Origin of the sequence: Bacillus sp. FSL R5-0603 (genome assembly GCF_038050295.1) — a bacterium.
In the GTDB taxonomy this organism is placed as follows: Bacteria; Bacillota; Bacilli; order Bacillales; family Bacillaceae; genus Bacillus; species Bacillus subtilis.
Genome location: NZ_JBBOYP010000001.1, coordinates 1,073,011 through 1,085,802, shown reverse-complemented (window position 1 = coordinate 1,085,802; position 12,792 = coordinate 1,073,011). Strand labels below are relative to the sequence as shown.

Sequence of the window (12,792 nt, the reverse complement as noted above, 5' to 3'; positions counted from 1 at the left end):
GTTAAAAGGAGCAGTCGAATGCAGAAACCGATATCATTTTTTGTCATTTTTTCAATCCTTTGGGGTTCGCTATTTCTGTTTTCTATTATTGGCAGCTTAGGGACAACCCCGATTCCGCTGACAAAGGACTCCAAATTTCTCATGTCCAGCATCCTCCCTCAGGGCTGGGGCTTTTTTAGCAAAAATCCGCGTGATACTGCAATCGGCTTATATGAGGCTGAAAATGCCAGCGCCAAGGTCAGATGGCCCAATATGAGGGCTGACAACCTATTCGGCCTGTATCGGTATGGGCGGTCACAAGGCGTTGAAATGGGCGTGATCTACAGCCAAGTCGGCAAGGAACAGTGGACAGCATGTAAAGAAAAGGACCTCGGCGCATGCAAAAGCAAAGCCAAAACCGTGCAATTAAAAACACCCGCTCCCCGCCCGCTGCTTTGTGGCAGCTACTATTTGACGAAAGAGGATATTGTTCCTTGGAGCTATTCTAAATACACCCCTTCGTCTTATCAGGTAAAAAGCATAGTCAAGGTTGTGATTTCATGCTCGAAAACATAAAACAGACCATCACCAGATGGGACGAAAGAAACCCGTGGACAAATGTATACGGCCTCGCGCGAAGCATCATTGCGCTATCCAGCCTGCTGACGCTGCTCATCAATCACCCGAGCCTCATTATGAAGCCAGCCAGCGGTATCAGCAGCTATCCAGCTTGTAAAATGAATCTCAGTCTCTTTTGCCTTGGTGAAAATAACTATATGATGTTAAATCTTTTCAGATGGGTCTGCATTGCCATTCTGGTGCTTGTTGTCATTGGCTGGCGCCCCAGAATCACCGGGGTTCTGCATTGGTATGTCAGTTACAGCCTGCAGTCATCGCTGATCGTCATTGACGGAGGCGAGCAGGCAGCAGCCGTCATGACCTTTTTATTGCTTCCCATCACGCTGACCGATCCGAGAAAATGGCATTGGAGCACGAGACCTATAGAGGGCAAAAGAACACTTGGAAAAATAACAGCTTTTATTTCTTATTTTGTGATCAGAATCCAAGTGGCGGTGCTTTATTTTCACTCTACCGTCGCTAAGCTGTCTCAGCAGGAATGGGTGGACGGAACGGCCGTTTATTATTTTTCCCAGGAAAAAACCATTGGCTTCAACGGCTTTTTTCAGGCGTTAACGAAGCCAATTGTAACAAGTCCGTTCGTGGTGATTCCGACATGGGGAACGCTGCTGGTTCAAATTGTCATCTTCGCGGCGCTGTTTGCGCCGAAGAAGCATTGGAGATTGATTTTGATCATCGCTGTTTTTATGCATGAGATTTTTGCAATCATGCTGGGCCTTATCAGTTTTTCCATTATCATGGCCGGCATTTTGATATTGTATCTCACTCCTATCGATTCCACGATTCAATTTACATATATTCGCAGACTGTTGTGGAATAAAAAACACAAGAAGGGAGAGGTTTCAGTTTGAAGAAGGCGTTTCTAGTATTTTTGTCGGTTGTATTGGTGACGACTGTGTTTTTGGTGAAGCAGCAAGAAAGTGTGGCACAGGCAAAGCAGCTTGAGTATTCAGGTGAGGAAATTTTTAAAGGCTTTGTGTTTGCCCAAGGGGAAGTTGGCAAACAGCTTCCAGAGGTCTTTAATAAAGCGATGACAGACAAACTCAACACAAAACAGGCAAAGGCTTTTGCCAATCAGGTTGTCGCTGATATTAAAAAAGAGGATGCTGACTTTTTTGATAACCTGAAGAAAGCTGTTTACAGCAAAGATGCATTGAAAGTGGATGAACTGCTGAAAAAAGCAGGTCAAATCGTTGAAGAAAAAGTAGAAGCTGCAAAGGAAATCGCCGCTTCCAAGGATGATACATCCAGAGTTCAGGCCGAGCTTGTCAACACTGTTGATACCGCTAACTATTTCTATTATGTTTCCTATGTTGCTGCAGCAGGTGCCCTGATTCTGATCATTCTCGCCATTGATATTACGCCGATTGCGATTTCAGACAATGTGGATCGCGAAATGGCAATCAGAACGCTGGTTGATGAATTAAACTAGACATAAAAAAACGGCTCGCTCCGCAGTCTGCTGCAGGCGAGCCGTTTTCATGCTATTTTTTCTCGTATGTCCATCCATTTTCCTGATACACTTTTCCGTTTTTCATCAAATGGCCCAGCGCGCGTTTAAAGGCGGCTTTGCTCATATTAAAACGTTCTCTGATATCGTCAGGCTGGCTTTTGTCACTGTACGGCATGGCACCGTTTCTCATTCTCATATACGTTAGAATGCACTCAGCATCAACTGACATTGCATCCTGTTTTCTTGGAAGCAGCGACAAGTTGACTGAACCGTCTTCTTTCACTTGAATCACCCGGCCTGTGACTCTTGAACCGAGTCTTGGCTCCTCTTTTCTTTCTGACGGGTGAATAAAACAGCGGATACCGTCATCCGTGATCACGAATGAACCCGATGCGATCAGCCTGTACACCGTACCTGTCAGCTCTTTATTCATCAAATCTTCTGAAGCGTCGCTAAACAGTTCGCTGATGATATCTTCCGGCGCTGGTTTCGCAAACATGCGCCCCCGGTTCGTCACCTTCAGCATACAGTAAAGTTTGTCCCCTTTTTGCGGCCAGACATCTTCGTACGGCGGCAAATGCTCAGTTGCGACTAGTGCGTCCTTCGATAAACCGACATCAACGAAAACGCCCATATCTTCCACTTTATCCACCACTTCAACCCAGCCATATTCATCCGCGCTGATGACCGGAATTTTCATCGTGGCCGCAAGCCTTTCCTGCTGGTCTACGTATATAAAGACTTCTACTTCGTCTCTGTCCTCGATATCCTCAGTCATTTCACTGTTATGTAAGAGAATCGTATCTTCCCCATCGGTTAAAAAGTAACCGAAGTCGGTTTGGTGATCTATACTCAAGGTTAATTGCTGCCCTGGTCTCATGCTATCGTCCTTCCTGTTCCGCTTATTCTCTGCGGATTTTGTTAACATTTTTTCCAATCATCACAAATTGATTCTTTGTTCTGTTGGAAGTTTCTCTTTATTCTACTATAATCAACACATAAGTTAAATGTTATGGAGGTTTTCATATGGCAAAAGAAAGCTCATTTGATATTGTATCCAAGGTGGAATTGCCTGAAGTGCAAAACGCAATCCAAATCGCACTGAAGGAAATCAGTACCCGATACGACTTTAAAGGCAGCAAAAGCGACATTTCATTAGATAAAGAGGAGCTGGTCCTCGTTTCTGATGACGACTTCAAATTAAGCCAGCTGAAAGATGTGCTGGTCAGCAAATTGATTAAACGAAACGTACCGACAAAAAACATTGAGTACGGCAAGGTTGAAAACGCGTCAGGCGGAACGGTGCGCCAGCGTGCAAAGCTTGTTCAAGGCATTGACAAGGACAACGCAAAAAAAATCAATACGATCATCAAAAACTCCGGACTGAAAGTAAAATCTCAGGTGCAGGATGATCAAGTGCGTGTCACCGGAAAAAACAAAGATGACCTGCAGCAGATTATCTCAGCTGTGCGGGGAGCAGATCTGCCAATTGACGTTCAATTTATAAATTTCAGATAAATTTTCTGATTCCTATTGATTATTGTCTTTATTTTCGGTAAATTTGGAGAAAGGGAAAAACGCCAGGTATCTTTTGGCACTTCCTGACACGAAAATTTCATATCCGTTCTTATCAAGAGAAGCAGAGGGACTGGCCCGACGAAGCTTCAGCAACCGGTGTAATGGCGATCAGCCATGACCAAGGTGCTAAATCCAGCAAGCTCGAACAGCTTGGAAGATAAGAAGAGACAAAATCACTGACAAAGTCTTCTTCTTAAGAGGACTTTTTTTATTTCTCTTTTTTCCTTGCTGACGTGAATAAAGGAGGCAGACAATGGGACTTTTAGAAGATTTGCAAAGACAGGTGTTAATCGGTGACGGCGCCATGGGGACACTCCTTTACTCCTATGGCATTGACAGGTGTTTTGAGGAGCTCAATATTTCAAAGCCGGAGGAAATTCAACGCATACATAAAGCGTATGTTGAAGCGGGAGCCAACATTATTCAAACGAATACGTACGGGGCCAACTATATTAAATTATCCAGACACGGTCTTGAGGATGACATCAAAAAAATGAATCAGGAGGCCGTAAAGATCGCGCGGGCTTCAGCAGGCGATGCATACGTGCTTGGAACGATGGGCGGCATACGGACATTTAATAAAAACGCGTACAGTCTTGACGAAATTAAGCGCAGCTTCCGCGAGCAGTTGTATCTGCTGCTGCATGAAGAGCCGGATGGCTTGCTGTTAGAAACATATTATGATTTGGAAGAAGCCCGTGAAGTGCTGAAAATCGCGCGCAAAGAGACTGATCTTCCGATTATGCTCAATGTCTCCATGCACGAGCAAGGCGTATTGCAGGACGGAACGCCGCTTTCTGACGCATTGCGCTCGATTGCGGATCTCGGAGCTGATATTGTCGGCATTAACTGCCGCCTCGGCCCTTATCACATGATTGAAGCGCTCAGCGAAGTGCCGATTTTTGATGACGTATTCTTATCCGTTTATCCGAACAGCAGTCTTCCTTCGCTTGAAGAGGGACGGCTCGTCTATGAAACAGACGACACGTATTTTCAAAACAGCGCGTCAGAATTCCGTAAGCAAGGCGCGCGGATTATCGGCGGCTGCTGCGGCACAACGCCGAATCACATCAGGGCGATGGCGGAAGCGGTTGGCGGGCTGGCTCCGATTACGGAAAAAGAAGTCAAAACCCGGGCGAAAGAATTCATTTCTGTTCATCACGAGCGAACCGAGCCCGGCCTGGATGAGATCGCAGCGAAAAAACGCTCTATTATCGTAGAACTGGACCCGCCGAAAAAACTAAGCTTTGACAAATTTCTATCGGCGGCTGCTGAATTAAAAGAAGCGGGAATCGATGCCCTGACACTCGCCGACAATTCTTTGGCGACCCCGCGGATCAGCAATGTTGCCTGCGGCGCCCTTGTCAAGCAGCAGCTCGATATGCGTTCCCTTGTCCATATTACGTGCCGTGACCGTAACATTATCGGCTTACAGTCACATTTAATGGGCCTTGATACGTTAGGGCTGAATGACGTGCTTGCTATTACAGGTGACCCTTCTAAAATCGGGGATTTTCCTGGTGCGACGTCTGTATATGATTTAACATCTTTTGATTTAATCAGGCTGATCAAACAATTCAATGAAGGTCTGTCTTTGTCTGGAAAACCGCTCGGCAAGAAAACGAATTTCTCAGTTGCGGCCGCATTTAATCCTAACGTCCGCCATCTGGATAAAGCGGTAAAACGGCTTGAGAAAAAAATAGATTGCGGCGCAGATTATTTTGTTTCTCAGCCTGTCTATTCCGAGCAGCAGCTTGTCGATATCCATAACGAAACAAAACATCTGAAGACGCCGATCTATATCGGCATCATGCCGCTGACAAGCAGCCGGAATGCAGAATTCATCCATAATGAAATTCCCGGCATTAAGCTGTCTGATACGATTCGCGAAAAAATGGCCCATGCCGGTGAAGATAAAGAAAAGCAAAAGGCGGAAGGCCTTGCAATTGCACGCTCCCTGCTGGATACGGCATGCGAGCTGTTTAACGGCATCTACTTGATAACGCCTTTCCTCAGATCTGACTTAACCGCTGAGCTCACTTCATATATTCAGCAAAAAGATGAGCAGCGCCAAAATATCTTTTTGCATTAATCCCTTAAAAGACTGTCTGATCCAATCGGGCGGTCTTTTTCAACGGGATTCGTGTTACGATATAGAAAAACAGTCATGAGGAGGAACATTATGCTCGAAGTCAAAACCATTTCCGCGGAAGATACATATGAAATCCGGCACCGCATTCTGCGCCCCCATCAATCCATTGAACAATGCAAATATGAAGAGGATCATGCAAAAGGCTCCTTTCATCTCGGCGCGTTTTTTGAAGGGAAGCTGATCAGCATCGCTTCTTTTTCCCCGCAAAATCAGCCATTAATAACAGAATCCCCAGCATATCGGCTGAGAGGCATGGCAACGCTTGAAGGATATCGCGATCAAAAAGGCGGGAGTACGCTGATCAAACACGCGGAAGAGAAACTGGCAAAGAACGGCGTTCAGGCAGTCTGGTGCAATGCCAGAAGCCATGTGAAAGGCTACTATTCAAAACTTGGCTGGGAAGAACTCGGCGAACCGTTTGAGATTCCCGGCATAGGCACACATATCATCATGTATAAAAAACTCGAAACAAGCAGGTGATCTGTATGAGGGTAATCGATGAGCTGATTAAGCTTCATGAAGAACATACCCCTAGTTTATTGCGGCTTTGCAGGCAAGCCGGGTGGCCGGATTACGGCGAACAAGAGCTGGCACTGCTTGTCCAGCAAGGACGCTTTTTCGGCTATCAAAATGTCAGCGGTGATATTATTTCCTGCATCGGCTTGTTTTTGTTTGGCCGTCTTGCTTCTATCGGCCTCGTGATCGTGGACAAGGAATATCAACGGCTCGGTCTCGGCCGGCGTATGGTAAACGCCTGTATCACCCAAACGGGTGAAAACACCGCCATCAGGCTTTGCGCCACAAAAGAAGGTTTGCCGCTTTATGAAAAAGCAGGTTTTCATACGGCAGGTTCAGTGCGAAAGTACAGCTGTCATAGTTTTCAACCTTATACAAAAAAGCTTGACGCTGAACTGACATCCTTTAGAGAACAAGACTTTCACGACTTAACCGCGGCGGATCTGGCTGCCTTTGGCGGAGATCGATCAAACCTTTTGCAGCAGCTTATTTCTGCTTCATGCGAATGTATCATCGCCAGAAATCAGGACGGACAGCTAATTGGCTACGGACTTTCTGTACAGACACCGGCCAATTTGAAATTCGGCCCCATCATCGCTCCATCATCAGATGTTGCAGCACAAATAATTAACAGGCTGGCGGCCGGCAAACAAGGGCCGATGCGAATCGATATACCGAGTGAACACACGTCTCTGCATGACAGCCTGATAGAAATGGGATTTCATAAAGATGATGAACCTCCGCTTTTGTTCTATCAGAAAAAAGCGCCTATTCAAAATGGACACTTATATGCTTTGATTTCACAGGCTCTCGGTTAACCCTCTTTTTTCCCGAACAGGTATCTTCTGTTCGGTTTTTTGCTGTCTGATCGCTGAATAAACGAAGCCATCAGGGACATTCTAAGCAGAAGAAAAGGAGTGTGCTCTGAGATGGAATCATCAAAACAAAATAACGGAATGACGATTGTAGCAATCGGTTCAATCCCTTTAATATTAACCCTAGGAAACTCGATGCTTATTCCGATTTTGCCAAAAATGAAATCTGAACTTCATTTATCACAATTTCAAGTCAGTCTCGTGATCACAGTATTTTCCTTGATTGCAGCATTTGCGATTCCGATTGTCGGTTATCTCGCAGACCGATTCTCAAGGAAAGTCATCATTATTCCCTGCTTAATTTTGTATGGTGCCGGCGGTTTGTTAGCCGGGTTTGCGGCAGGTTTTTTTGATAATGCCTTTCCTTGGGTCATGGCAGGACGTGCGCTTCAGGGAATCGGGGCAGCCGGAACCGGCCCAATTGCCATGGCACTGACGGGAGATCTGTTTAAAGGCGCCCAGGAGAGCAAGGTGCTCGGCCTTGTTGAAGCTTCAAACGGCATGGGGAAAGTGCTATCGCCGATCATTGGCTCGCTGATCGCCCTGCTTGTCTGGTATGGCGCGTTTTTTGCCTTCCCTGTGTTTTGTATCATTTCAATCGTGCTGACTTGGATTTTTATTAAAGAAAAGAAAAAGGAAAAAGAACCGCCACCAATCGGAAAATATGCAAAAGGGCTGTTAAGTGTCTTTAAACATGAAGGCAGATGGCTGTTTACCGCTTATTTAGCCGGTGCGACCTGTTTGTTTACTTTATTCGGCATCCTGTTTTATCTCTCAGATGTTCTTGAAAAAACATACGACACCGACGGCGTGAAAAAAGGCTTAATTTTAGCGATCCCGCTTTTGGTTATGTGTGTGACGTCCTATACAACAGGAAGCAAAATCGGGCAAAAGCAATCGTTAATGAAAAAGCTGATCGTACTTGGATTGGCGTTCATGACCGTATCCTACGCGGCACTGTCATTCATTGAAAATCTTGTCCTTTTTATCAGTGTTCTTGTACTGAGCAGTATCGGCTCAGGTCTTGTCCTTCCTTGTGTGAACAGTTTCATTACCGGGGCTGTTGGCAAGGAAAGACGGGGATTTGTCACCTCGCTGTACGGCTCTGTACGTTTCTTAGGGGTAGCGATCGGTCCTCCGATTTTCGGCCGCCTGATGCAATGGTCCAGACCCGGCATGTTTTTAAGCATTGCGGGATTGACTCTCGTTGTCGGGATTCTTGTGATGATGCTCATCCATGTGAAGCAAAACAATGAAGAAACAAAAGAAAAAGAAGACCCTAAAATGGCTGGAAATCGGCTACAGCCCGCTGAGGAAAGGTAGCACCCAGTGTGAAAATTGTACGGATTGAAACCTTTCCGCTATTTCACCGATTAGAAAAGCCATACGGAGATGCCAATGGGTTTAAACGATATCGGACTTGTTATCTCATCAGGATTATCACCGAAAGCGGGATAGACGGCTGGGGAGAATGCGTTGATTGGCTCCCTGCTCTCCATGTCGGTTTTACGAAGCGGATCATCCCGTTTCTATTAGGAAAACAGGCTGGCAGCCGCCTGTCATTAGTGCGCACGATTCAAAAATGGCACCAGCGGGCGGCCTCCGCTGTAAGCATGGCGCTGACAGAGATTGCAGCCAAAGCTGCGGATTGTTCGGTATGCGAATTATGGGGCGGGTTATACAGAGAGGAGATTCCTGTATACGCGTCTTTTCAATCGTACTCAGACTCCCCGCAATGGATCAGCCGCTCAGTCTCCAATGTTGAAGCCCAGTTGAAAAAAGGTTTTGAGCAAATCAAAGTCAAAATTGGCGGAACTTCATTCAAAGAGGATGTCCGGCACATCAATGCGCTGCAGCATACAGCAGGCAGCTCCATTACGATGATTCTGGACGCAAACCAAAGCTACGATGCCGCTGCGGCTTTTAAATGGGAGCGCTATTTCTCCGAATGGACGAACATTGGCTGGCTTGAGGAGCCTTTGCCCTTTGATCAGCCTCAGGATTACGCTATGCTTCGAAGCCGTTTGTCTGTTCCTGTTGCCGGCGGAGAAAACATGAAAAGCCCGGCACAATTTGTGTCTCTCCTTTCACAGCGCTGTTTGGATATCATTCAGCCCGATGTCATGCATGTCAACGGAATTGATGAGTTTCGGGACTGCCTCCAGCTCGCGCGTTATTTTGGCATCAGAGCATCCGCCCATGCATATGACGGATCGCTTTCACGGCTCTATGCTTTATTTGCACAAGCCTGTCTGCCCCCATGGTCTAAAATGAAGAACGATCACATTGAACCGATCGAGTGGGACGTCATGGAGAATCCTTTTACCGATCTCGTCAGCCTGCAGCCTTCAAAAGGAATGGTCCACATCCCGAAAGGAAAAGGCATTGGAACAGAGATCAATATGGAGATCGTCAATCGCTACAAGTGGGATGGCTCAGCATATTAAGCTGGGCCATTTCTTTATTTTGAGACATAAATAATGGACAGCCTCATAAAATGAAAACAGCGGACAAGTCTTTTCATAAAGGAGCAAATGACTTAATGGCTGAACTGCTGATGAAAGCAAAACTTACGTTTATGATTGTCGTAGGCGGCGTACTACAGGGACTCGGCATGTCCTTGTTTTTATTTCCGCATGATATTCCGACAGGCGGTGCAGCAGGTATTGCGGTGCTATTGCATTATCTGTTTCAAATCCCCCACGGATTTTCAGTGTGGGCTGTGAATGTATCAATGCTTTTTACCGCTTTAAAATGGCTGGAGATGAGAACATTCACCGGCACCCTCGCTTCTATCACCGTCACCTCTGTCTCGGTATTGATCTTTGATGCGGTTTTTCCGGATATCACATCTAATCTGTGGCTTGATCTGGCAAGCGGCGCAGTGTTATTGGGACTCGGCATCGGACTTTTATACAAATATAAAATTTCGAACGGAGGATTCGGAGCACTTGCTCTGATGATTTCTATCTACCGCGGCGGGAATCCCGGAACGATCCTGCTCATCATGAATTGCATCATTTTTATGGTCACCGCGTCTATTATTGACTGGGGCATCGTCATTCAAGCCCTCATATGCCAAGTGATATCGACAAGAGTCATCGACTTCATCTACAACATCCGTCTGACCTCACTTCCCTATCTCACGCCTATGTACCGCCATAAAAAATAATAGGCAGAGGCTCTCTTCACGACGAGAGCCCCGCAGCCGCTATTTTACAGAAAAAAGGTATCGGATCTTAGCCCTAAACGCAGCGTTTCCAACGCGATGGCATCATGAAATGGAATATTGGCCAGATTCACATTCGGCCCGATTTTTTGAATAAACCCTTGCTGAAGCGTTTTGTTAGGCGCTTCAAAAATCAGCCTGTTGATATCAATATCCGAGGAAATGATGTCGTCAACAATTTGAAATCTGACATCGCCGCTGCTGGAACAGATCCCTCCCGTTCCGCTTTCTCTGGCTTCTGTAATCACTTTTTCCGCGCCCGCTTCCATATCCTCAACGATATATTCAAGCCATTCCTCAGAGCTTTGCCGGCTTGCTAATTCCGCATCCTTGCTGCCCACCTCACTGAGCACAAGAAATTCATCAGAAAAATCGGCAATGAAAGCCGCTTTCTCTTTATTTGTCATCGGGAGCGTACCGTTTGAAATCTCAATATATTCACAGCCGAAATAGGTGCAGTACCGATGAAATTCATTCACTTTTTTCTGGCTTACGTACTTCTCAAACAGTGTGCCGCCAAAGAAAAATGTAATGTCATGTTCTTTCAGTGTGCTGATTTTTTCTTCAAGATCTTTCGTAAGTAATGAGGTGCCCCAGCCGAATTTCACAAAATCAATATAGTCGGACGCTCCGGCTATGACATCTTTGAAAAATTGCAAGGGATAGCCGTTATCAATTAAAATGGACTGCCCGGTTTCTCTCGGCTTATTTGTTCTCACTGGCAATTCTAGTGAAAAATCATTCATATTATGACCCTCTCTATCGTTGGAACTTCTCCATCTTGTTTCACTTTCATCACGAAATCGCCCGTCAGTTCTTTTGTACAGTAAACGATGTCTTCCGAATCAAACAATGGCTGGCGGCTGTCAAAAAACTTCTCCGCAACAGAAGAGCGTTTTATTCTTTCAATCGCCTCCTCAGCCGTTACCGCATTTGTCCCTTCAATGATGCCTTTGATATACTCCGCACACACCATATCGTCATCACCGGATGGATGGGAAGCCACAATGTTTATGACACAATCGTTTGCGGCGAGCTTTTTCACATGCTGTGCCGTTGTTTTGGCATTGGAAAATCCAGTTACGAACAGATGCTTTGCGTTCAGCGCCCCCAATGCTGCTGTGACGCCGTTTGTTGTTTTCTGGATCAGGCTTTTATCCGCCATATTCTGCCCAGCCATACGTTTTGGAGAATTATCTAAATCAAAACCGCTGATACCGACCCCCTTTTCCTCTCCCGTCAAAACATAATCCGGATAGGTGTCTTTCAGCGCAAAGGCTTCATCAGCTGTCCGGACCAACAAAATCTCTTTCGCCCCGCCGATAAACGCATAATGGGCGACCGTAAAGGCTCTGATGACATCAATGACGATGTTAATGTCCGCCGGGGCAAGCGAATGATGATGCCCCTGATAAATGGCAATCGGCATACTACCTCTCCTTGGGCATAAAACCATTTTGCTAAAAAGCATATTCAGCCGGGCTCTTAATGGTTCCGCACCTCATTTTAGGCGGGCGCGGCACGTAAAAACCCTGAACCTTTATGCAAAAAATGAATAGTCTGCCTATAACTCGATCAATAGATAAAAAAAGCAGATGCAAACGGGGGGAAAACGTTGAACGAAACCATCACATATGACACATGGAACGACATGCTGTCCAAACAGATAACGGATCAATTGATCGATGAGCTCGATGTGTTGAAGTGGGCTTACCGAACGTACGGAGAAAAGATTGTGTATGCCTGCAGCTTTGGCGCAGAAGGAATGGTGCTTCTCGACTTAATATCAAAAATCAACAAAAATGCACACATCATCTTTTTGGATACCGGGCTTCATTTTCAGGAGACATATGAGCTGATCGAGACCGTCAAAGAGCGATATCCGGGATTTGCAATCCAGATGCTCGAACCCGATCTGAGCTTAACAGAACAGGGGACGAAGTACGGCGGAGAGCTATGGAAACATAACCCGAACCTCTGCTGCCAATTGCGGAAAATTGAACCGCTCAAAAAGCACCTGTCCGGCATGACAGCTTGGATTTCAGGACTGCGCCGGGAGCAGTCGCCAACGAGAAAGCATATTCAATACGTAAACCTGGACCAGAAGTTTGAGCTCATCAAAATTTGCCCGCTCATCCACTGGACATGGGATGACGTTTGGACGTACATCCGCCTGCACAATTTGCCTTATAACAAACTGCACGATCAACATTACCCGAGCATAGGCTGTGAAATGTGTACATCGCCTTCCCCGGACCCGAACGATGAGAGGGCTGGAAGATGGGCCGGACGGGAGAAAACAGAATGCGGCCTGCATCAAGAATAGCGACGGCAGGTTCTGGCTATGAGAATCGAAATGATGTTGAGGCGC

At 46.1% G+C, this 12,792-nt stretch carries 14 protein-coding genes and 1 riboswitch; of the genes, 11 read left to right on the top strand and 3 right to left on the bottom strand.

The window, feature by feature from the left end; translation table 11 throughout:
- Positions 1-18 precede the first annotated feature (18 nt).
- From NYE56_RS05510 to NYE56_RS05500, 3 genes are read left to right on the top strand one after another with little or no spacing between them, the layout of a single operon-like run.
- Complete coding sequence (locus NYE56_RS05510; RefSeq protein ID WP_341283585.1) at positions 19-555, top strand: SdpA family antimicrobial peptide system protein; 537 nt, start codon at positions 19-21, stop codon at positions 553-555.
- Positions 540-1,469: a sporulation-delaying protein SdpB family protein gene (locus NYE56_RS05505; RefSeq protein ID WP_341283584.1), complete on the top strand. Its 930-nt coding sequence runs from the start codon at positions 540-542 to the stop codon at positions 1,467-1,469. The genes NYE56_RS05510 and NYE56_RS05505 overlap by 16 nt, the downstream gene beginning before the upstream one ends.
- Positions 1,466-2,050, top strand: coding sequence for a sporulation delaying protein family toxin (locus NYE56_RS05500; protein ID WP_003244950.1), 585 nt, complete (start codon positions 1,466-1,468; stop codon positions 2,048-2,050). Before NYE56_RS05505 ends, NYE56_RS05500 begins: the two co-directional genes overlap by 4 nt.
- 52 nt (positions 2,051-2,102) lie before the next feature.
- On the opposite strand, the gene NYE56_RS05495 is transcribed toward NYE56_RS05500, so the two are convergent.
- Complete coding sequence (locus NYE56_RS05495; protein WP_341283583.1) at positions 2,103-2,999, bottom strand: CvfB family protein; 897 nt, start codon at positions 2,997-2,999, stop codon at positions 2,103-2,105.
- Positions 3,000-3,097: 98 nt separating this feature from the next.
- On the opposite strand from NYE56_RS05495, the gene NYE56_RS05490 reads away from it, so the two are divergent.
- The 7 genes from NYE56_RS05490 (at position 3,098) to NYE56_RS05460 (ending at position 10,364) form a co-directional block, all read left to right on the top strand.
- On the top strand, positions 3,098-3,589 hold the full coding sequence (locus NYE56_RS05490) for a YajQ family cyclic di-GMP-binding protein (RefSeq protein ID WP_015715659.1): 492 nt from the start codon (positions 3,098-3,100) through the stop codon (positions 3,587-3,589).
- Between the two features lie 106 nt (positions 3,590-3,695).
- Positions 3,696-3,813, top strand: a riboswitch (SAM riboswitch).
- A gap of 89 nt (positions 3,814-3,902) precedes the next feature.
- Positions 3,903-5,741 carry a bifunctional homocysteine S-methyltransferase/methylenetetrahydrofolate reductase gene (locus tag NYE56_RS05485; RefSeq protein ID WP_003245847.1) on the top strand — a complete coding sequence of 613 codons (1,839 nt, stop codon included), beginning with the start codon at positions 3,903-3,905 and terminating at the stop codon, positions 5,739-5,741.
- A 90-nt stretch (positions 5,742-5,831) separates the two neighbouring features.
- On the top strand, positions 5,832-6,281 hold the full coding sequence (locus NYE56_RS05480; RefSeq protein ID WP_029726279.1) for a GNAT family N-acetyltransferase: 450 nt from the start codon (positions 5,832-5,834) through the stop codon (positions 6,279-6,281).
- Between the two features lie 5 nt (positions 6,282-6,286).
- Positions 6,287-7,135 carry a GNAT family N-acetyltransferase gene (locus NYE56_RS05475; protein WP_341283582.1) on the top strand — a complete coding sequence of 283 codons (849 nt, stop codon included), beginning with the start codon at positions 6,287-6,289 and terminating at the stop codon, positions 7,133-7,135.
- Between the two features lie 111 nt (positions 7,136-7,246).
- Entirely contained in the window at positions 7,247-8,515 is a 1,269-nt protein-coding gene (locus NYE56_RS05470) for an MFS transporter (RefSeq protein WP_047182410.1), read from the top strand.
- A gap of 8 nt (positions 8,516-8,523) precedes the next feature.
- Complete coding sequence (locus tag NYE56_RS05465; RefSeq protein WP_341283581.1) at positions 8,524-9,639, top strand: mandelate racemase/muconate lactonizing enzyme family protein; 1,116 nt, start codon at positions 8,524-8,526, stop codon at positions 9,637-9,639.
- Between the two features lie 95 nt (positions 9,640-9,734).
- Positions 9,735-10,364, top strand: a complete 630-nt coding sequence (locus NYE56_RS05460) for a YitT family protein (RefSeq protein WP_009966972.1) — start codon at positions 9,735-9,737, stop codon at positions 10,362-10,364.
- Positions 10,365-10,408: 44 nt separating this feature from the next.
- Here NYE56_RS05460 and NYE56_RS05455 read toward each other — a convergent pair whose 3' ends face one another.
- Both NYE56_RS05455 and NYE56_RS05450 read right to left on the bottom strand, forming a co-directional pair.
- Positions 10,409-11,167, bottom strand: coding sequence for a phosphosulfolactate synthase (locus NYE56_RS05455; RefSeq protein WP_021479581.1), 759 nt, complete (start codon positions 11,165-11,167; stop codon positions 10,409-10,411).
- Positions 11,164-11,850: a 2-phosphosulfolactate phosphatase gene (locus NYE56_RS05450; protein WP_341283580.1), complete on the bottom strand. Its 687-nt coding sequence runs from the start codon at positions 11,848-11,850 to the stop codon at positions 11,164-11,166. The genes NYE56_RS05455 and NYE56_RS05450 overlap by 4 nt, the downstream gene beginning before the upstream one ends.
- A gap of 186 nt (positions 11,851-12,036) precedes the next feature.
- On the opposite strand from NYE56_RS05450, the gene NYE56_RS05445 reads away from it, so the two are divergent.
- Positions 12,037-12,747 carry a phosphoadenylyl-sulfate reductase gene (locus tag NYE56_RS05445; RefSeq protein WP_341283579.1) on the top strand — a complete coding sequence of 237 codons (711 nt, stop codon included), beginning with the start codon at positions 12,037-12,039 and terminating at the stop codon, positions 12,745-12,747.
- Positions 12,748-12,792: the final 45 nt, after the last annotated feature.